Source organism: Streptomyces sp. NBC_00223 (assembly GCF_036199905.1).
Lineage (GTDB): Bacteria > Actinomycetota > Actinomycetes > Streptomycetales > Streptomycetaceae > Actinacidiphila.
Window position 1 is genome coordinate 5282762 of the sequence record NZ_CP108109.1, and the last position, 19889, is coordinate 5302650.

Below are 19889 nucleotides of genomic sequence, written 5' to 3' on the forward strand. Positions count from 1 at the left end.
CGCCGGGCACCGCCCCCGCGCCCGACGCGGCCGGTCCCGCGCGCAACACCTCCCGGCCGGGCCCCCACGCGTCCCCCGTGCCCCCGCGCGGGTTCGGGTTCGGGCGGCCGGTTCCGTGGGCTTCGCCGCCCGCCGCATGCGCGGCCGCAGCGGCCGGTCTTGCGGGAGAGGCGTGCGCGGCGCTACCCCGCGCAGCGCCCTCAGCCGCGCGCGCGGCCGTCGCGGCCGGGTCCGCGCGGAAGACCTCTCTGCCAGGCCCCCACGCGCCGTCGTCGCCTGCGCGCGCGGCACCCGTGCCCCCGCGCGCGGCCGGGTTCGGGCGACCGGCCCCAACAGCTTCCCCACCCGTCGCACGCGCGGCCGCAGCGGCCGGCCCCGCGCGAAACGCGTGCGCGGCGGCACCCCGCGCAGCGCCCTCAGCCGCACGCGCGGTGTTGCCGGTCCCGGTCCCGGTCCCGGCACCGGCCCGAGTCGCGGCCGGTCCCGCGTGCTGCGCCCAATCGGCGCGGCCGTCCGCCCCGCGGGCCGACTCCCGCCCGGCCGGCCCCCCGCCCGAGGGGAACGCGCTGCCGGGCGGGCGGAGAAGGCCGGGGGCGGGCGGCTCACTGAGGGCATCCATGCCGTCCAGTATCCGTATCCGCCCCACGCCCCCGACCACCCGGAACTTTGGAGTTCCCTGAGAGAAACCGTTTCGGCTTGGTCCCCACCCCCGTGGCCACGGAGGCTGAGGTGACGCGCATCAACAGGTCCGTACCGACGGTCCGTACCGACAGAGCGACCGATGGCGCGCGCGTACCCGTACCGACGATGGGGGATGTGATCGTGGCCACAGTGGCGCGATGGTGCTTCCGGCACAAATGGCTGGTGATCGTGCTGTGGCTGGCGGCGCTGCTCGGCGTCGGCGCCTCGGCGCAGACGCTGGGGGACAGCTACTCCAACGCGTTCTCGCTGAAGGGCACCGAGTCCGCGAAGGTCCTCGACCTGATGGACAAGGTCGTCCCCGAGCGCTCGGGCGAGGCCGACACCGTCGTGTGGCACGTCGACTCCGGCTCGGTGCGCGACGCGTCCGTACGGCAGCGGATCGACCCCGCGCTGGCCAAGATCGCCCGGCAGAAGGACGTCGGTACGGTCGTCAGCCCGTACGACAAGGCGGGCGCCGCGCAGATCAGCCGGGACGGCCGCACGGCGTACGCCACCGTGACGTACACCCGTCTCGGCAACGACATGAGCAACGACCAGGCGCAGCTGCTGATCGACACCGCGCACAGCGCGAGCACCAAGGGCCTGGCGGTCGAGGTCGGCGGCAACAAGCCCGCCCAGGCCGAGCAGCCGCTGCCGGGGCTCGCCGAGGGCGTCGGCATCGCGGCCGCGGGCGTGGTGCTCTTCCTGGCGCTCGGCTCGCTGTTCGGCATGCTGCTGCCGATCGTGACCGCGCTGTTCGGCATCGGCATCTCGTCGTCCGCGATCATCCTGCTCAGCCACGGCATGGATGTGGCCGACTTCTCCCCGCAGTTGGCGATGCTGGTCGGTCTGGGCGTCGGCATCGACTACGCGCTGTTCATCGTGACCCGCCACCGCAAGGGCATCCTGCGCGGCAAGAGCCCCGAGGAGGCCGCGGTCACCGCGCTGAACACCTCGGGCCGGGCCGTGCTTTTCGCGGGCGGCACGGTGTGCATCGCGCTGCTCGGCATGTTCACGCTGCGGCTGACCTTCCTCAACGGCGTGGCCGTCGCCTCCGCGCTGACCGTCGTCATCACGGTGGCCGCGGCCGTCACGCTGCTGCCCGCGCTGCTCGGCGCGCTCGGCATGCGGGTGCTCAGCCGCAGGCAGCGCCGGGCGCTGGCGGCCGGCGGCCCGAGCACCGAGACCGCCACGGGCGCGGCGGCCCGCTGGTCGTCGTTCCTCGAACGGCACCCGCGCGCGCTGACCGTGGTGGCCGTGGCGGTGATGGCGACCCTGGCGATCCCGGCGCTGAGCCTGCGTCTTGGCTCCTCCGACCAGGGCAACAACCCGACGACGACCACCACCCGCAAGGCGTACGACATGCTGGCGACGGGATTCGGTCCGGGCTTCAACGGCCCGCTGACCATCCTCGCCGAGGTGCCCGCCGCGTCCGACAAGGCCGCGCTCGACCGGCTGGTGACCACGCTCAAGGGCACGGACGGGGTCGCCTACGCGGCGGCCATGCCGATGAAGCCGGGCGACAAGGTCGCGCTGATACAGGCCGTGCCGACCACCTCCCCGCAGGACAAGGCGACGTCCGACCTGATCGACCACCTTCGTGACGACGTCGTACCGGCGGCCGAACAGGGCAGCACGATGCGGGCGTACGTCGGCGGGCCGACCGCGATGTTCGAGGACTTCTCGACCGTGCTGTTCGGGAAGCTGCCGCTGTTCATCGGTGTGATCATCGTGCTCGGCTTCGTGCTGCTCCTGATCGCGTTCCGCAGCCTGATCGTCCCGCTGACCGCGGCGGTGATGAACCTGGTGGCGGCGGCCGCGTCGTTCGGCGTGCTGGTGGCCATCTTCCAGTGGGGCTGGGGCGGTTCGCTGGCCGGGCGGGAGGGGCCGATCGACGCCTTCCTGCCGGTGATCATGCTCTCCCTGCTCTTCGGTCTGTCGATGGACTACCAGGTCTTCCTGGTCAGCCGCATGCACGAGGAGTGGGTGCACACCCGGGACAACGCGCGGGCGGTACGGGTCGGGCTCGCCGAGACCAGCCGGGTGATCAACTCGGCGGCCGTCATCATGATCTGCGTCTTCGGCGCCTTCGTGCTCAGCGGGCAGCGGGTGCTGGCGATGTTCGGCATAGGGCTGGCGGGCGCGGTCGCGCTGGACGCGTTCATCCTGCGGACGGTGCTGGTGCCGTCGCTCATGCACATGTTCGGGTCGGCCAACTGGTGGCTGCCGGCCTGGCTGGACAAGCGGCTGCCGCACCTCGCGGTGGAGCCTGCCGAGGACGAGGCGCCGGAGGACTCCGCGGGTCCGGCCGTACGGGGGCGGGTGACGGGCGCGGCCGGATTGCCCGTGGGGGGCTCGGAGTTGACCCTCATCGCCGCGGACGGCCGCCAGGTGGGCCGGGCGCGGGCGGCGGACGACGGTACGTTCCTGCTGCCGACGCCGGGCGAGGGCGCGTACGTCCTGGTCGCCAACGCCGCCGGGCACCACCCGCAGACGGCGAGCGTGCTGACCGCCGACCGCCCGGTCGACTGCGATCTGCGCCTCACCGGCACGGGCTCGCTCACCGGTACGGTCCGCCGCGCCGACGGGCAGCCGGTCGAAGACGCGCGGGTCGTACTGAAGGACGCGGACGGTCACGAGATCGCGTCCGTACGGACGGGTGCGGACGGCTCGTACGCCTTCGGCAATCTCTACGCGGGCAGTTACACGTTGCTGACCATGGGGTACCCGCCCTTCCCGGCAACCGTGCGGGTCACCGAGGGCGGCACCCTGGACGACGACGGCGACGGCGGCTCCCCCCTCGAACTCACCCTCTCCACGGACTGACCCAGCGGACACCCTTTCCACCGACTGACCCGGCCGACGGGCAAACGAGGTCGGCCCCGCCTCCTTCGGCTGTTGCGAGGGAGGCGGGGCTGTGAGGCGGGCGCGCGGGCGCGGGCGCGCGGGCCGGTGGGTTACTTGCTGTCGGGCTCGCCGGTGCCGAAGATGACGAGCTCGTAGACGATGCGGGCACCGTCGCTGGTCATGGCGGGCCGGCTGTGACGCATGAACATGGAGGTCCCGCCAGCGCTGAACAGCGGACTGCTCACCCACGATGTCTTCTTCACGAGCAGCGCGTCCAGTTGGGGCCGGTACGTCTCCTCCCAGGCAGCCGCCTTGGCGGGATTCGCCTTCGGGTAGTCGAGGGACGCGCAGTCCTTGAGAAAGGCGGCCGGCCGGGGGGCGTCTTCGTAGACTTCGCAGATCACCTGCTGGAGATTGCCCTGCTCGTCTTCGAGTCCGACCACGTCGGCCAGCAACTGCTCGCCGTTCTTGAGTTTGTCCGTGAAGATCCTGTAGGACCTCCCGGTGAAGTCCTTCTTCTTCGTGGTGCTCCCCTTGGACAGGCGCCACGCGTTCTGCATCCTTGAGCGGAAGTCCACCGCCTTGTAGCCGACGGCGATCGCGACATGCTCGGTGTCCCAGCGGAAAGGCGCGCTGTCCGTGAAGGGCTTGGCGGGCCACGCGGACAGCGGCTGTCTGCCGGGCTCGGTTCGGTAACCGTCGGTGCCGCCCGGGGGTGTCGTGGGGGGAGCGGTCCCGGGTTGTATGCCGTCGTCCGGGTCCTCCGTCCGATGTACCCGGTCACCCGAGTCCTGCGCCTGGTCCAGGCCGCCGTCCAGGTCCCGAGTCTGGTGTGCGCTGCAACCAGCGACGCCGGTGGCCGCGACAAGCACGGCCACCAGCACACCGGCACGCACCGATTGCGTGAAATTGATCATCAGTATCCGAATCCGCAGACGCCCTGAACGTAGGTCACAGAGGGGACGAAGGCCACGGCGTCGAAAGCGACGTCGGAGTCTCCGGTGCCCGGGTCGTGCAGGTTGTCCGCCTCGACCCGCCCGCCCTTCCAGAACGGGATGCTACCCATTTCGATCCACGTGTCCTGCCCGTTGCCGCGGGTGTCCTGGTTCAGAGCCGGTGGGGTCGCCGCCGGGGTGCCGTGGTTCGCGTCCCGGTGGGGCGCGGGGTCCTTTAAAGGAACGGGAAAGTACCTCACCTGACCGGACCCGGGGTGGGTGGTGTTGGTGGTGGTGTCGCTCGATCGGGTGAGGATACGTCCGTATATCGGATGTGTGCGGTACGTTCGGCGGCAGTAACCGCACATACGACGGCCCCCGGTGGGACTGCAATCCGCGCCGAGGGCCTGACCGTTCAGGAAGAGATCGCTTCCTTATGGCTGACGCGCAGTCTAACGCGGGCCTGTCCGCGTATCCGCTTCCCGAGGGCGCGCCCCGGGCCGGGGTGATCCATGTGCGGAGTCCGCACACCGACCGTTTCACGGTGGTCGGCAACCATCTGGCCCAGCACCCGGACCTGTCCGCCGTCGCGATCGGGCTCGGCGTGCACATTCTGTCGCTGCCGGACGGGGCATCGGTCACCGTGAAGGCGTTGACGCTGCGTTTCCGTGAGGGGGAGACGACGGTTCGGCGGGCGCTGAACGAGTTGGTGGCGGCGGGTTATCTGGAGCGGCGCCGGGTTCCGCTGGGTGGTGGCAGGTTCGCGACGCGTACGTTCGCGTACGACCGGCCCGGCCACGGGGGCGCTGAGCCGCCGGACCAGCCCGGCGGCGGGGGCGTACGGCCTACGGCCGGCCCGGCCCCCGTACCCCTGCGGCGGGGGACGCCCACCGTGGCTGCGAGGCCGGCTACAGCACTCGCGCACCCGGCGCCCGTCAGCGGGCCCGCCGCTGAGATCCTTGCCCGGTTACGCCTCACTGACTCGCGGCTGCTGCTGTCCGCACGCGATGTGCTCGCCCTTGCTCCGGCTGTGGACACGTGGCTGGCCCGTGCGGCCACGGCCGCGCAGATCGTCCGCACGCTGACTGCGAGCCTTCCGCCGCAGCAAGTACCCATCCACCACCCCGCCCGCTTCCTGGACTACCGCCTCACCACCCACCTCCCGCCACCGCTCCCGGCCACGCCGGGGCCTGTGGCCGCCGACCGTCCGCCGCCCCTGATCACCTGCGACGGCTGCGACCGCGCGATCCGCTCCCACGACCCGGCTGCCCGCTGCGTTGACTGCCGCGTCGGCCACCGGGCCGGTTGACGGCGGCGTCGGGCCGAGTGCTGCCACGCGCGCGTCCCGGTCTCAGTCCCCGTCTGCGGCTAACTGCTGGGTGATGTGGTTGCGGGTGTGGGTGGCTCGGGGGTCGTTGTATGGGGTGAGGTGGGTGAGGGCTTGGGTCCAGTGGTGGTGGGCGGTGGTGGGGTCGGTGGGGTGGAGTGCGGTGGCCAGGGCGTCGAGTTCGAGTGCGTGCTGCCAGGTGTCGCCGAGCTGTTGGTGGACGGCGGCGGCCTGGCGGTGGAAGTCGACGGCTTCGTCGGGGCGGTTGAGGTGGAGGTAGGTCTGTCCGGTGCCGCGCCAGGCGAGTGCTTCGCGGCTGCGGTCACCGAGGCGCCGGTGGAGCATCGCGGACCGCTGGTAGGAGGCCAGCGCTTCGCCGTACTGGCCCGCGGCCTGCTGGGCGTTGCCGAGGGTGATCAGCCAGAAGCCTTCCAGCGTGTGGTCACGGAGGCTGAGTGCGATCTCCACTGCCTCCTGTGCGGAGCGCAGCGCCTGGTCAGTTTCCCCCTGCTCGATGTGGAGTTCGGCAGCGAGAAACAGGATCTCGCCCTCGCCACTTCGATCGTGCAAGGACCGGCGGGCGGCCAGGGCCTGCTGGATGACGGCGGCGGCTTCGGTGAGGTGCCCGGCGCTCAGGTGTGTCCCGGCGAGGTTGGTCAGGGCAGTTGCGGCCCAGTGCGCACTGCCCAGTTGTCGAAAGAGGTCGGCTGCCTGCTCGAAGTGTTCCGACGCGTCGTCGAGTTGTCGGGTGCGGAGGTGGACCAGGCCGATGAGGTTGAGGGCGTTTGCTTCGTCGAGCCGGTTGCCGAGGGTGCGGGAGATCTCCAGGGCTCTGCGGAGGTGGTCGAGGCTCTCGTCCAGGCGGTTGGCTGCCCGGTAAGCCATGCCGAGGTCCATGAGCAGGAGCGTCTGGGCACTGTGGTCGTCCAGGCGCTGTGCCGCCGCGAGGCCGGTCTGTCCTGTTCGGGTCCAGTCGGTGACGGGAGCGGAGGGTGGCAGGGCGTTCCACAGGACGGTGGCGAGTTGCCAGGTGAGACGGTCGAGTCCGGCTGCTGCGGCGGCCCGGACCGCGTGCAGGGCGTTGGTGTACTCGCGTTCTGCCCAGTCCACGGCGGTGTCGTAGTCGGTGAACGTCAACGGCCCCACGTCGGGCTCGGGTTCGCCGAGGGGCAGGTGGTCTTCCGCGGGTTCGATCCAGGTCTGGGCGGCGTCGGCGGTGTGCAGGTACCAGTGCAGGACACGGACGAGGGCGGCTTCGCGTTGGTCGGGGGGTTCGTCGTGGTGGGCCTGGTCGGTGGCGTAGGCGCGGAGGAGGTCGTGGAACTGGTAGCGGTCGGGCGCGGTCTGCTCCAGTAGGTGGGCGCCGGTGAGGTTGTCGAGGAGCTGGCGGGTGCGGGTGGGGGTGAGTCCGGCGAGGGCTGCGGCGGCGTGGAGGCTGAAGTCGGGGCCGGGGTGGAGGCCCAGGAGGCGGAAGAGGCGGGCGGTGGGGGCGGGCAGGGCGCGGTAGGACCAGGTGAAGACGGTGCGGACGGCGTCGGCTTCTTCGTCGTCTCCGGTGCTGAGGGTGTCCCAGAGTGCGGATTCGTCGCGCAGGTCGGTGATGAGGTCGTCCAGGCGCAGGTGGGGGTGGGTGGCGGCGCGTTCGGCGGCGATCCGCAGAGCAAGGGGGAGGCGGGCGCACAGCCGGGCGAGTTCGGTCAGCTTGTCCTGGTCGTCCTCGGGCCGGTACCCGGCGGTCACGGCCCGCAGCAGCGCGACGGCCTCGGGTTCGGGGAGGGTGCCCAGGGTGAGGCGGCGGGCTCCGTCGCGTATGGCCAGCCCGGTCAGGCGGCTGCGGCTGGTGACCACGACAAGGCTGTCCCCGGTGCCGGGCAGCAGCGGGCGGACCTGGGCGGCGGTGGCCGCGTTGTCCAGGAGGACCAGCATGCGGCGCCCGGCCAGCAGCGAACGGTACAGGCCGGCGGCGTCGTCCACATCCTGCGGCACCTCGGCGGCGGGTACGCCGAGCGCGCGCAGGAAGCCGCGTAACGCCTGGGCGGGGGTGACGGGCTCGCCGGGGTCGTAGCCGCGCAGGTTCACATACAGCTGCCCGTCGGGGAAACGGTCACTGACCTGATGCGCCCAGTGCAACGCCAGCGACGTCTTGCCCGCACCGGCCGTACCGGCGATCACGTAGACCGACAGCACCAGCGCACTGCCGTCCCGGCCCGCCAGCACCGCATCGAGCTGGCCGAGTTCGCTGGACCGGTTGACGAAACCGTGTATGTCGGCGGGGAGTTGCCGTGGAGTCGGGCCGGGGGCACCGGCCCGCCCGGAACTGTCGGGACCGTGGAAGTGAATGCCACCAGTGACGTTCCCGGCCTGCACGGTGTCACGCGACGACCCCGACAGATCATTCGACGACACAGAAGGACGGCCCTCACCGTCCCGCGGGGTACTCAACGTTCACTCAGCTCTGCTCAAAACTGGCGGCGGAAGGGGGGCCACTGCGCGGTCGAAGTACGAGGCCAGATCCTCGCCGGCCGCATAGAGCTCTCGCACATAGGCTGCCCATGGGCCCACCACGCCAGGATCGGTGTAACGAATCGCGCCGTCCGGCACCCCGGCGTCGGTATACAGCACGCGGTAGAGGGTGCGCTCATCAAGGATCGTCAACTCCGGCAGCAGACCCCCGGTTTCAGCGGCGGCAACTGCTGCCACGGGCAGGACACGAACTCGCTGCCCGTATTCCGCAGCCATCCGCAGGTAGTGCAACTCCCACTGGACGTACGGCGTCAGCGGCTCCTCGACCACACGCACCCGGTGGAAGATCGACCCACGACGCTCGTCGTCAAGCGCGGCCTCGCGCAGAGCACCGCGCGCGTCCTCGTTGAGGCGAAGGGCTTCCTGCCAGTCACCGCGGAGCAGCGCGTCCCAACTCTGGTCGTCCTGTTCCTCGAAGTGCTGGAGCCGTTCGAGCTTCCACGAGTCGCCGTTGTGGATCGCCGCATCGCGTTCCGCGAAGTCACGTTGGTACTCGGCGTTGGTGAGCCGTTCCCCCCGCTCTGTGGGAAGGACGGAGGGACGGAGTTCACGCATCGGGAATGTCCACTTTCGCCGCACTGAGCATGTTGCCCGGGATGACGACCAGCCGTTCGCCCGCAGCGAGGCCCACGCCTTCCGGCAAGCGCGGCCGGTAGACGTCGGTGAGGTCCGTGCCGATCACCACGATGTCACCATTGTCGAGCTGCCAGATGTCCGGGCACTGATTCTTGTCCTTGGAGTTGCCCAGCTCTTCCGCCGACTTGCCCAGCCTGCGTTCGAATAACGCGGACGGATCGGCTTCCCACGCCTGTGCCATTCCTGCCCCCTGGATCGCTACGGAACGTTGCTCCCACGATACCGGGGGTATCCAGCACTTCCCAGGTCCCCCGCACGACCTTCATGGGCCCAGTTGGCGTCGGCCGAGCACGGCCCCTCGGGTGTTCCGCCCGAGGGGAGGCTGGGTTCGTCGGGGCTACCGCGGGTTTTCCGCCCATGGCGTCTTCTTCTTTGAGCATCGCGTCCGGGCGAGGCCGGTACAGGGGCTCATGGGATGCGCGACGCCCCGCTGAACCGCTTCGTTCAGTGGCGCATTGGAAGAATCCGCTGGGCGGGCCGTCGTTTCGGTTCGAGGGGTCGATCACATACTCAGCACCGGTGGCGGGAGGGGTGCCACCACACGGTGGAAGTAGGACTCCACGTCTTCACCGGCCGCGTACAACTCCCTGATGTACACCGCCCAAGGGCCGACGACAGCGGGATCGGTGTAACGGATCGCGCCGTCCGGCACCCCGGCGTCGGTATACAGCACGCGGTAGAGGGTGCGCTCATCGAGGATCGTCAACTCGGGTAGTAGACCATCGGATTCGGCGGCGGCAATCGCCGATGAAGGCAGCACGCGAACCCGCTGCCCGTACTGCGCCTGCTGCCTGAGCGAGTGCAACTCCCACTGCACGTAGGGAGTCAGCGGCTCCTCGACCACACGCACCCGGTGGAAGACCGAGCCCCGACGCTCGTCGTCAAGCGCGGCCTCGCGCAGGGCGTCGTGGCGCTCCTCGAACAGGCGGAGAGCTTCTTCCCAGTCGCCCCGGCGCAGGGCATCCCGGCTGGGACTGCCCACCTCCTCGAAGTGCTGGAGCCGTTCGAGCTTCCACGAATCGCCGTTGTGGATGGCCGCGTCGCGTTCCCCGAAGTCGCGCCTGTAGTCGGCCCGGGTGAGCCGTTCGCCCTGCCCCCGGGCAAAACCGGGGGCAGGGACTTGGAGATCAGACATCGGGAATATCCGCCTTCGCCGCGCTGAGCAAGTTGCCGGGAATGACGACCAGCCGTTCACCCGCACCCAGCGCGACGCCGTTCGGCAGGCGGGCGGCGTACTCGGCGGTGAGGTCCCGGCCGATCACCACGATGTCACCGTTGCTGAGCTGCCAGATGTCCGGGCACTCGTCCTTGCCGTCGGAATTGCCCAGCTCCTGGGCCGACTTGCCCAGCCTGCGTTCGAATAACGCGGACGGATCGGCCTCCCACGCCTGTGTCACTTCTGCCCCCTGGATCGCTACGGACCGTCGCCCCAACAATACTTGGAGTACCGAACGCTTCCCAGGCACCCGCACGGCCTTCATGCGCCCAGTTGGCGCCGGCCGAGCACGGCCCCTCGGGCGCTTTCGCCCGAACGGAGGCTGGGTTCGTCGTCTGGACCGCTCCACCATCGGGCGGGGCTGAAAAAACGAAGCTGCGTCCTCATCTGAAAAAGTGCTGGACCATCCCACCTCGGGCGAATGCGGAGTTCGCAGCCCGGTGGAAGATGCGCTGGCCGTCTGTGTCCGGCTCCATGACCCGGCATGTCCGGTGGTGTGCATGGTCGAGAAGCCCTACCAGCTCCTCGGCCATGCCCGTGACCCGCTCCCGGCCCGCCCTGTTCACGACGCCGGCCAGGACCGGGAGTTCATCCGCTGCGACACGCTACTGGAAGTACGCCAGAATCCGGCCGAGTTCGTAACCGCGGTCCGAGCCGGGCGGGACGTTCCGGTTCAGTTGGCGCAGTCTCCTCAGGGTGTTGTTGTCCACCAGGTTCTCTCCCCCCGCCTCGACGATGCGCCGCAGGCCCCGGAGGGCCCAGTACTGGCCGAACGGCTTGTCCTCGTGGTCGATGAGACTGTCCACCAACGGGATCAGCAGGGCAGTATCGGGGCGGACGTACAGGGAGACGTAAGCCGTGAGCCGCGTTCCCCGGCTCCGACTCGCCAGGTTGGCCGCGAGATCGGCTTCCTCGCCACCCTCGACGGCGGAGATCATCCTCCCGACCACGGTCGTCATCGCGTTCGTACGGGACTCGCCCGGCGGCAGGGAAGCCCTGAGGCGGTCGTACTCCTCCGCGAGTTCCGCCAGGGCGGCGTTGCCGCCTGCGGCCCTGGCGTCCTGCCGAGCCAGTTCCCGCGCCTCGCCCGTCTCAGCGAGGCGCCGTGCGCTCTGCGTCTCGCCGGTGAGTTCGTCCAGCCGTCTTTCCATGTCGCGGTATTCGAATCCGCCGAACGGGGTCTGGACCGACTTGAACAACCCGTCGAGCCAGGGGATCACCCCCACGACCAGCAGCCCGACCGTGATCAGATCGATCTTTAGATGCGGCCACACCACATGGACCACGCCGACCACGATGGCCGTCGAGGTCAGCACGGCTTTCGTCACCAGCCGGCCTCGGTGCGAAGCACCCACGCTCGCAGAAGGCTCCTCGCTCATATCCCTACCATTCGCCAGGTCGGCCGACGGCCGAGATCATTCGCTCAGCCGCGGAGCGGGCGGTCGAAGCCTCCGCCGTGCCGCCTCGGGCTGATCAGGTCCGCTCCAAGCGGTAGTGACGGCTCGCTCGGCTGATGAGTGCGCAGGCAGGCTGGACAGGGGACCAGCCTGCCACCTCGCCGTGCTCGGGGGCAGGTGGGGTAGCCGTTCGGCTCGCCATACCGGTGGCCAGCCGTCAGATGCCACAGCCGCCGAACAAAGCGGGAGACCCCATCACGCCAAGAGCACGTGATGGGGTCCCGGGGGCACTTGCTGTGGTCGCGGCATCAGACGGTGCCGAACTCACCTGCCTTGACCGCCTTGACGAAGGCGGCGAAACCGGCGGACGGGAAGGTCAGGGCAGGTCCGTCGAGGACCTTGCTGTCACGGACCGGGACGATGCCGGGGAAGCCAGGGGCCACCTCGACGCAGCTTCCGCCGTTGCTGCTGTAGCTGGACTTGAACCAGGAAGCGCCGGACAGATCTATGTCGGTCATCGGGTCAGTTCCTCTCGTGCGGTGCGGATCATGGCCATGGATGCAGCCTGGGACAGCGCCTCCACCTGCAAGCGATGGTAGTCCGCTTCCCATGCTCTGACTGTCTCCTCGTTCCGCACCACGTAGCCCTGCTCAACCGATTCGGTGTATCCGATCACGGACCGGTCGGTGAAGGTGAGCAGCGTCATGAACGCCCGGAACGGTGCGTTCCCCGCCAGGCTGTACGGCGCCACCTGAGTGATCACATTCGGACGTGCTGCCAGGTCAGAGAGATGTCCGAGCTGTTCCCTCATGACGTCGGCTCCCCCAATCGGACGGCGGATGCAGCTCTCGTCCAGAATGGCGTGAATGAGCGGCGGAGTGGATCGGTCGAGCAGACGTTGGCGTACCGCGAGGAACTTCAGCCGTTCGCCCGCCTGGTCCTCAGTGATGCTCCCGCGCAGCACCTCACTCGTTGTGAGGGCAGCCGCGTAGTCCCGGGTCTGGAGAAGCCCCGGGATGATGTTGGGCTCGAAGATCCTGATCTCGGCCGCGCGGGCCTCCTGCGAAGCGTGCTCCGGGAATCCGTCGATGAACCCTTGGCGGCGGAGTCCGATCCACATCAGTTCGAGCGTCTGGCCGGTGCCCAGAGTCTTGTCGGCAGCTCTTGCGAACTTGCGCGCAGGCGATTTGCGCGCGACTTCTACGGCGGAGATGTACGTACCCGTGTACCCCATCCGTTCGCCCAACTGATCTTGTGTCAGTCCCGCAGCTTCACGTGAGCTGCGGAGTTGTGATCCGAAGGCATGGTGTGGGGACTTTGTTGGATCAAGTGTTCGGCGGTTCAAGTGCCCTCCCTCTACTTGCACTTTCGTCAGAGACCAGTTGAACGATTCCTGACTGTAGGCCACATTAAGGGCTCCCGGTAGTGGTTTCACTACGGAGAGGAACGGGCGGTGTCCCGAAAACCACGGTTGGCGACGTGGTCGAGGGGTCCGTACGTGCCTCAACTGCGCGCCTCGGTGGGCTTGTTCGCCGTTCGCCGTGACGTACGGGATGTCGGTACTGCGGCCGGGAGAAGCAGGAATTCTTTCGGTCCGGGGCCGGCGGAAATGGGCGGACGACCTGCCCGACGGACGTTGGGCCCGCGGACTGTGAGCACAGCGATGCACCGAGAGTGAGGTCCAGCCCATGGCAGCTTCAGTAACCACCCATCCCGAGCCGCTGGTTGTGATGCGGTGGGCCAGTGAGCCGTTGTCGGTCGGGCGGGCGCGTTCTTCTCTGCGGAGGGTGTTGGAGCGCTGGGAGCTGAACACCCTGGTTGCGCCTGCGGAGTTGGTGCTCAGCGAGTTGTTCACGAACGCGATTCAGCACGTGGATGCGGAGGTCGCGGACCGGTTGGTGGAGACGCGGTTTGCGCGGGAGGCGGGTGGTGTGCGGATTGAGGTGCATGACGCCGGCGACCGTATGCCCGTGCGGCACAAGGCGGGTGAGGATGAGGAGAGCGGGCGGGGGTTGTTCCTGGTTGCGGCGGTGGTCGGGCCGGACGGCTGGGGTGTGAGCGAGCGCGAGGGTGTGGGCAAGCGGGTCTGGGCCCGTGTGACCGTGGCGTGCTGCGGGGAGGCGGGGGCCGGTGTCCAGGTCTGAACGCCGGGGCCGCTCCCTCGGCGGTGTCCGGGCGTGGCTCGGGTATCACATCGAGACGATCTGGCTGCTGGGGCTCCTCACCAGCGCGGTGGCGCTGGGCGCGCTGGTGGTGAGGCTGTGAGCGCGTTGCACTGGCACACCTCAGTCGCGACGGGAACAGCCGTCCCCTTGGCCACGTCCGCTGTCTCCCCGTTGGTGGTGCGGGAGTGGGTGTTCCGGCCGCGGGGCGTGTACGCGGCGACGTTCGACCGGCCCGAGGACGCGTTGTCCTGGCTCGGGGTGACGCTGGACGGCATCGCGCCCATGCCGGGGGACCTGACCCCCGACGACCGGATCGCCTACGCCCGCGAACACCTCGCCGTCCACCCCGCGCAGGCCGATCCCGTGTACTCCGCGAGCGGCTACCTCGTACAGGACCTGGTCGCCTGCCGCGTCGACCACGACATGTTCAAGAGTTCCTTGCCGGTGCGGGAGAAGAGGTTCGCCCCGCACGGGTGAGGGGGTCTGATTCCGGCTTGACTCTGCGCTCACCGACTGCGAGACGCATTGCGGACAGACCCACACGGTGGGGGCTGCACGTCCGGACGTGCAGCCCCCACCACCCCAGACCACCCCAGACCCCTCGGTCCCGACCCCTTTCACGCGGGACCGAGGCCGGTGAAGGACTCCCCGACCGGATGCCGGCGGGCGCGCGGGGGGCCGCACGGCCGGGTCCACCCCCGTGCAGGCCCCCACGGCTACGCGCGCCCGCGCCCGGTCCCCGGCCTGGCGCCACAGGCGGGGTCAGCGGGACTCCTTCGCCCCGGGGGTCACGCCGGACACAGACGGCGTGGCCCCCCACCCCCCACCCCATCTCGTTGGAGAGGACCGTCCGGTCATGACCCGCACCCGCCCGCGTACCCGGCCTCGCACGCTGCACCAGGAACCCGGGGCCGTCACCTGGGCCCGTGAGAAGGCCGGACTGACCAAACGCGCCCTGGCCCAGGAGATCGGGATCTCCGAAGTGCTCATGGGCGAGATCGAATCCGGCTGGCGCAGCGCCACCCCCGCCAACCTCGCCAGAATCGCCGCAGCTCTCAACTGCCCCCTGGTCGTCCTCGAACGCGCACGCGCAACCGCCACGGCACAGCACCCGACCACCGCGGACCTTCCCGACCCCGGAGCCGAAACCATGACTGCGCCGACCACCGCCGAGCAGGCTCAGGCCCCCGCCGGGACCTGGACCCTCACCACGACCAACGGCTACACCGCCACCGGTCACCTGCCCGACTGGGCCGAGGACGACCCCACCGAGACCGGCGTACCGCTCGACCGGCTCTCCGCGCAGCTCGCCGACATCACCCACCGCGCCCCCTTCGACGGCCTCTGCGTCCAGGCCGTCCACGGCGCCGGCCCCGCCGAACCCAACGAAATCCTCAGCGGCACCATCGAATGCGTCCCCTACGCCGACCACCCCGAACCCAACATCCCCGTCGTCAACCTCCGCATCATCGACGACCACTGGATCACCAGCCTCAACCCCACCCAACTCGCCCACCTCGCCACCGCGTTACGCACCCACGCCGACCACCTCGACCACCACGTCGCTCCCGCCCTCACCGCCGCCCGCGACGACTGGACCGCTCACCACCCGCCGCGAAGCAACGAGTAACGGCGCACAAAGGGTGCCGTAGGCCAAGGCGGCCGCTAGGATCGCGCGCCGAACAGTTCTGCGAAGACAGCTCGGGGGCACGGATGGCAGCGACAGCGGGGACAAGCACCAACGGCGAGGAGAAGGGGGAGAAGGAAGGCGGCTGCGCCGTCCTCCTCGTCAAGGGCTTCGTGGGTTTCCTGATACTGGGGCTCATGGTGGGCGCTGCCGCGGCCATCATCATCGGGGTCAGCGCTTTCCCCGCCGCGGCCGGACTGACGGGGACGCCCGGGAAGATAACGGTCCGCTCCTGTGAGGTCCACCGGCTGAACAGCCACAGCAAGGAGAAGATCTGCACCGGCACGTTCCTCTCCGAGGACGGCCGCGAGATCGACCACCGGGCAACCGTCGACACCGGCAGCCCCGGGAGCGTCGTGTCCGTACGGAGGACCGGCAGCAGCACCTATACGCACACCAGCGCGGCGAGTACGGCCGGCTACGTCTCCACGATTCTGTTCGGCCTCGCCCTCGCCCATGCCCTCTTCCTCGGGGCCGTGAGCGCGTGGCGCCGGAAGCGGAAGAGGGCGGAAACCTCGACCTCCTGGCGCTCCGTCGCGTACACCGCGGGGGCACTGGGCCTGTCGCTGCTCGTGCAGCTCGTCATCACGCTGGCGACCTGAACGCTGAGTTCCCGTCTCTGGACGTAGGCCCGAGGGGGCCGGGTTCTCGCTCCCGGGCAAGCCGGCGTCGCGATACCGCGCGCTGTCGCCCGTATCGCGCGTGACGACTGTGCATAGTCAGCATATGCCTGAGACATATGCTGACTCCGAGTATGGTAGGGGCAACGGTCCGTAGCAATCCGGAGAGTTGGAATGGCACAGGCGCGGGAGACCGACCCGTCCGCGCTATTCGAACGCCGGCTGGGCGCGAAGAAGGAGAGTCCCGATGCGTGAACTCCATGCCCCCGCCCTGCCCGCCGGGCAGGGGGAACGGCTCACCAGCGCCGAGTACAGAAGCGACTTCCGGGAGCGCAACACGGCGATCCGTAACGGCGATTCGTGGAAGCTGGAGCGGCTCCAGCACTTCGAGGAACAGGGCATTCCCAGCCGGGACGCGCTGAGCCGGGGTGACTGGCAGGAAGCTCTCCGACTGTTCGAGGGCCGGGAAGAGGACCTGCGGGAAGCCGCTCGTGATGCTGACCGCCGCGGCTCGGCGTTCCACCGTGTGCGTGTGGTCGAGGAGCCGCTGACGCCGTATGTCCAGTGGGAGTTGCACTCTCTCCGACAGCGCGCGGCCTGCGGCCACCGGATTCGCGTCCTGCCCGTGGCAGCGGTTGTCGCCGCGGAGTCGGTGGGCATGCTGCCGGAGCTGACGATCCTGGATGAACGGACCCTCTACCGCGTGCTGTACACCGACGCCGGGGTGCCGGACGGCGCCATCCGCCACACCGATCCCGCTGTCGTCGGCCCATGGGCGGCGTATCTGAGGGAGTTGTACGCGGCCGGTGAGGACGTGGAGTCGTATTTCGACCGCGTGGTGGCCCACCTCCCGCCGCCGGTGTTGAGCAGAGCTGAGTGAACGTTGAACACCCCTCATGACGGTGACGGCCGCCGTACGGCGGCTCGCCGGGCGTTGTCAGTGGGGGCGCATACGCTTTTCGGTATGGGAACGGTGACCTTCGTCGACGAGACGACATCAGGGGAACGCCGCGACTCCGGGGGGCTGGAGATCGCGGAGGAGCGGCTGACGCTGCGTGAGGTGATCCGCCGTCGGATCTTCCAGGAAGTGGCGGAGCACCACGCCAGCGAGCGCGTGGTCTTCCGCGGCCTGGTCCAGCCGACGCGGACCGAGCTGATGCTGAACGGCGACCGGTCACGCGCCCCGCGCCGGATCGACCCCGAGCGGCAGTGCGAGCTGGCGCTGACCGCCTTCGGGCGCAACGGCTTCCTGGTGCTGGTCGGCGACCGGCAGATAGTGGAGCTGGACGAGGAAGTGGACCTGCCGACGGGCACCGAAGTGGTCTTCCTCAAGCTCGTTGCCCTGGTGGGTGGCTGATGACCGAGACGATGTACGACGTGATGACGGTTCAGCGCCTGGCCGCCCAGGACGACATGGACGCCTTGGCCAAGCGGCTGGCCAAGGCCGTGTACACCGGTCGCGGGATGCGCGATCAGCTGGTCGCCCAGCAGGTCGACGTGGCCGCGGCCCTGACCGCCGGCCAGCGGCTGCGGCTGGTGACCGCGTGGGCCGACCGGTACGGCTCGAAGCGCGAAAAGCAGGGCGTGAGCGACACGTTGCTGCTGCTCTCCGCGATCGTCGGGCGCGGACTCGACGGGGACCCGCTGGCCGACGCCCGGTCGGCCCGGCTCGCCTCCCTGACCGGGCGGCAGACGTACTCCCCGTGGCACTCGGTCGGCCTGGACCTCCTCGCCGAGGCCGAGGTGGCCGCCGGCCGCCCCCTGGCCCCCGAGGTCGTCGCGGTCTTCCGCCGCACCGCCACCATGTACACCCACGACAGCGGTCTGCGGACCCTGGCGAAGAAGCTCACCGAACCGCCGCTCAACCCGGGGGAGTTGTGGGCCGACACCGCGACGGCCGAGGCGACCGCCCAAGGTGAGTCCTGGCTGCGGCTGCTGGGCCACGCCGCGCGGGCCACCGCCGCCAAGCCCACCGTCGCCTGGGACAAGCAGGCCCGCGCGCTGATCGACGCGATCGGCCCGGAGCCCGTACGCGCCGCCGTGACATCCTGGCTCACCCTGGTCGGCCGCCCCCGCACCGTCCCGCTCGAACGCGCCGAGTTCGAGTCGGACATCAACCAGCTCTACGACCCGTACAACGCCAATGTGCTGCGCGGCCTGGTCTGGACGCTGTCCCTGCTCCCGTCGCACCGCGACACCGCCCGTGCGCTCGGCGCCCTGGTCGAGACCTCACTGCGCAAGGTCGCCGGGACCGGCCCGCGCAACCCGAAGGTCGCCAACGCCGCGGTGGTGGCGCTCGGCCGGGCCGACGGAGAGCCCGCCCTCGCCGAACTGGCCAGGCTCGCCACCCGGGTCACCTTCAAGGGCACCCTCAAGCAGATCGACGCCGCCTTGGAGGCCCGGGCGGCGGCCCTCGGCCTGACCCGCGAGGAGATCGAGGAACTGGCCGTGCCCTCCTACGGGCTGACCGGGGTGGGCCGCCGCCCGCACGAGCACGGCGAGCTGGCCGTACACGCCGGCAAGGCCGTACTGACCTGGCGCAACGCGGCGGGCAAGGAGGTCAAGGGGGTGCCCGCGGCCGTCAAGCGGGACCACCCGGAGGAGGTCGCCGAGCTCAAGGCCGCCGCCAAGGACATCGACAGAATGCTCAGCGCCCAGGCCGAGCGCCTGGACCGGCAGTTCCTCGCCCGCCGCAGCTGGCCGTACGCCGCCTGGCGCGAGCGCTATCTCGACCACCCGCTGGTCGGCACCCTCGCCCGGCGGCTGCTGTGGCTCGTGGACGGGCGGCCCTGCGGCTGGGCCGACGGCGAGCTGCGCACTCTCACCGACGACCCTGTGCCCGCCGGGCAGACCGTCACCCTGTGGCACCCGGTGGGCCGCGAACCCGCCGAGGTCGTCGCCTGGCGGGACTGGCTGGAGCGGCACGGCATCACCCAGCCGTTCAAGCAGGCCCACCGCGAGGTGTATCTGCTCACCGACGCCGAGCGCGCCACCGCCACGTACTCCAACCGGTTCGCCGCGCATGTGCTGCGCCAGCACCAGTTCCACTCGCTGGCCGCCGTCCGCGGCTGGCGGAACAAGCTCCGGCTGATGGTGGACGACACCTGCCCGCCCGCGACCCGCGAACTGCCGCAGTGGGGGCTGCGCGCCGAGTTCTGGATCGAGGGCGCGGGCGATGCGTACGAGGTCGACACCACCGACTCGGGCAGCTATCTGCGGCTGGTCACCGACCAGGTGCGGTTCTATCCGATCGACGCGCCGGAGAACTTCGCGCACGCCTCGGGCGGCGGCTACGGGCAGGGCTGGAGCGACGCCCCGGCCGCCGACCCGCTGCCGCTGGAGGAGATACCCGCGCTGGTGCTCAGCGAAGTCCTGCGCGACGTCGACCTGTTCGTCGGGGTGGCCAGTATCGGCAACGACCCGACCTGGCAGGACGGCGGCCCCGAGGGCCGGTTCCGCACCTACTGGCACAGCTACGGCTTCGGCGAGCTCTCGCAGAGCGCCGAGAGCCGCCGCGACCTGCTCACCCGCCTGGTGCCCCGGCTGGCGATAGCCGACCGCTGCACCGTCGAGGGGCGTTTCCTGCATGTGCGCGGCGAGCGGCACACGTACAAGATCCACCTCGGCTCCGGGAACATCCTGATGTCCCCGAACGACTCCTATCTGTGCATCGTCCCCAAGGCGGCGGGCCAGGACCCGGGCCAACTCGGCGGCTATCTGCCCTTCGAGGGCGACCGCACGCTCGCGGTCGTGCTCAGCAAGGCGATGATGCTCGCCGACGACACGAAGATCACCGACCCCACGATCCTCAGCCAGCTGTAATACGACGGCCGGGCCCGCCCCCCGCACAGGGGA

Annotated in this window: 20 protein-coding genes; 10 read left to right on the forward strand and 10 right to left on the reverse strand. The window is 70.0% G+C overall.

Annotated features, from left to right (window positions below; translation table 11 throughout):
* The first annotated feature begins 807 nt into the window (after positions 1-807).
* Entirely contained in the window at positions 808-3507 is a 2700-nt protein-coding gene (locus OHA30_RS22460; protein ID WP_328917951.1) for an MMPL family transporter, read from the forward strand.
* A gap of 131 nt (positions 3508-3638) precedes the next feature.
* Here OHA30_RS22460 and OHA30_RS22465 read toward each other — a convergent pair whose 3' ends face one another.
* Complete coding sequence (locus tag OHA30_RS22465) at positions 3639-4445, reverse strand: hypothetical protein (protein ID WP_328915652.1); 807 nt, start codon at positions 4443-4445, stop codon at positions 3639-3641.
* Entirely contained in the window at positions 4445-4594 is a 150-nt protein-coding gene (locus OHA30_RS22470; RefSeq protein ID WP_328915653.1) for a hypothetical protein, read from the reverse strand. Before OHA30_RS22470 ends, OHA30_RS22465 begins: the two co-directional genes overlap by 1 nt.
* A 305-nt stretch (positions 4595-4899) precedes the next feature.
* Between OHA30_RS22470 and OHA30_RS22475 the strand changes: the two genes are divergently transcribed.
* Entirely contained in the window at positions 4900-5772 is an 873-nt protein-coding gene (locus OHA30_RS22475; protein ID WP_328915654.1) for a hypothetical protein, read from the forward strand.
* Between the two features lie 42 nt (positions 5773-5814).
* On the opposite strand, the gene OHA30_RS22480 is transcribed toward OHA30_RS22475, so the two are convergent.
* The 8 genes from OHA30_RS22480 to OHA30_RS22515 form a co-directional block, all read right to left on the reverse strand.
* Positions 5815-8196 carry an ATP-binding protein gene (locus OHA30_RS22480; RefSeq protein WP_328915655.1) on the reverse strand — a complete coding sequence of 794 codons (2382 nt, stop codon included), beginning with the start codon at positions 8194-8196 and terminating at the stop codon, positions 5815-5817.
* A gap of 39 nt (positions 8197-8235) precedes the next feature.
* Positions 8236-8868 (reverse strand): DUF6879 family protein, encoded by a 633-nt coding sequence (locus OHA30_RS22485; RefSeq protein ID WP_328915656.1) that lies wholly within the window; start codon positions 8866-8868, stop codon positions 8236-8238.
* Entirely contained in the window at positions 8861-9130 is a 270-nt protein-coding gene (locus OHA30_RS22490; RefSeq protein ID WP_328915657.1) for a hypothetical protein, read from the reverse strand. The genes OHA30_RS22485 and OHA30_RS22490 overlap by 8 nt, the downstream gene beginning before the upstream one ends.
* A 321-nt stretch (positions 9131-9451) precedes the next feature.
* Complete coding sequence (locus tag OHA30_RS22495) at positions 9452-10084, reverse strand: DUF6879 family protein (RefSeq protein ID WP_328915658.1); 633 nt, start codon at positions 10082-10084, stop codon at positions 9452-9454.
* Positions 10077-10346: a hypothetical protein gene (locus OHA30_RS22500; RefSeq protein WP_328915659.1), complete on the reverse strand. Its 270-nt coding sequence runs from the start codon at positions 10344-10346 to the stop codon at positions 10077-10079. Before OHA30_RS22500 ends, OHA30_RS22495 begins: the two co-directional genes overlap by 8 nt.
* Before the next feature lie 424 nt (positions 10347-10770).
* Positions 10771-11520 carry a hypothetical protein gene (locus OHA30_RS22505; RefSeq protein ID WP_328915660.1) on the reverse strand — a complete coding sequence of 250 codons (750 nt, stop codon included), beginning with the start codon at positions 11518-11520 and terminating at the stop codon, positions 10771-10773.
* Positions 11521-11870: 350 nt separating this feature from the next.
* Positions 11871-12080, reverse strand: coding sequence for a DUF397 domain-containing protein (locus tag OHA30_RS22510; protein ID WP_328915661.1), 210 nt, complete (start codon positions 12078-12080; stop codon positions 11871-11873).
* The gene (locus tag OHA30_RS22515; RefSeq protein ID WP_328917952.1) at positions 12077-12928 is read right to left on the reverse strand and encodes a helix-turn-helix domain-containing protein; all 852 of its coding nucleotides are present in this window, start codon (positions 12926-12928) and stop codon (positions 12077-12079) included. The genes OHA30_RS22510 and OHA30_RS22515 overlap by 4 nt, the downstream gene beginning before the upstream one ends.
* 322 nt (positions 12929-13250) lie before the next feature.
* On the opposite strand from OHA30_RS22515, the gene OHA30_RS22520 reads away from it, so the two are divergent.
* The 8 genes from OHA30_RS22520 to OHA30_RS22555 all read left to right on the forward strand — a co-directional run bounded on the left by OHA30_RS22520 (position 13251) and on the right by OHA30_RS22555 (position 19856).
* Positions 13251-13706, forward strand: a complete 456-nt coding sequence (locus OHA30_RS22520) for an ATP-binding protein (protein WP_328915662.1) — start codon at positions 13251-13253, stop codon at positions 13704-13706.
* Entirely contained in the window at positions 13693-13827 is a 135-nt protein-coding gene (locus tag OHA30_RS22525; RefSeq protein WP_328915663.1) for a hypothetical protein, read from the forward strand. Before OHA30_RS22520 ends, OHA30_RS22525 begins: the two co-directional genes overlap by 14 nt.
* Positions 13828-13874: 47 nt before the next feature.
* On the forward strand, positions 13875-14204 hold the full coding sequence (locus OHA30_RS22530; protein WP_328915664.1) for a hypothetical protein: 330 nt from the start codon (positions 13875-13877) through the stop codon (positions 14202-14204).
* Positions 14205-14583: 379 nt separating this feature from the next.
* Positions 14584-15357: a helix-turn-helix domain-containing protein gene (locus tag OHA30_RS22535; protein WP_328915665.1), complete on the forward strand. Its 774-nt coding sequence runs from the start codon at positions 14584-14586 to the stop codon at positions 15355-15357.
* Positions 15358-15440: 83 nt separating this feature from the next.
* Positions 15441-16016 carry a hypothetical protein gene (locus OHA30_RS22540; protein WP_328915666.1) on the forward strand — a complete coding sequence of 192 codons (576 nt, stop codon included), beginning with the start codon at positions 15441-15443 and terminating at the stop codon, positions 16014-16016.
* A 265-nt stretch (positions 16017-16281) separates the two neighbouring features.
* Complete coding sequence (locus OHA30_RS22545) at positions 16282-16914, forward strand: DUF6879 family protein (protein ID WP_328915667.1); 633 nt, start codon at positions 16282-16284, stop codon at positions 16912-16914.
* An 84-nt stretch (positions 16915-16998) separates the two neighbouring features.
* A complete protein-coding gene (locus OHA30_RS22550) occupies positions 16999-17391 on the forward strand; it encodes a hypothetical protein (RefSeq protein WP_328915668.1) in 393 nt (130 codons plus the stop codon).
* A complete protein-coding gene (locus OHA30_RS22555; protein WP_328915669.1) occupies positions 17391-19856 on the forward strand; it encodes a DUF4132 domain-containing protein in 2466 nt (821 codons plus the stop codon). The genes OHA30_RS22550 and OHA30_RS22555 overlap by 1 nt, the downstream gene beginning before the upstream one ends.
* The last annotated feature ends 33 nt before the right edge of the window (positions 19857-19889 follow it).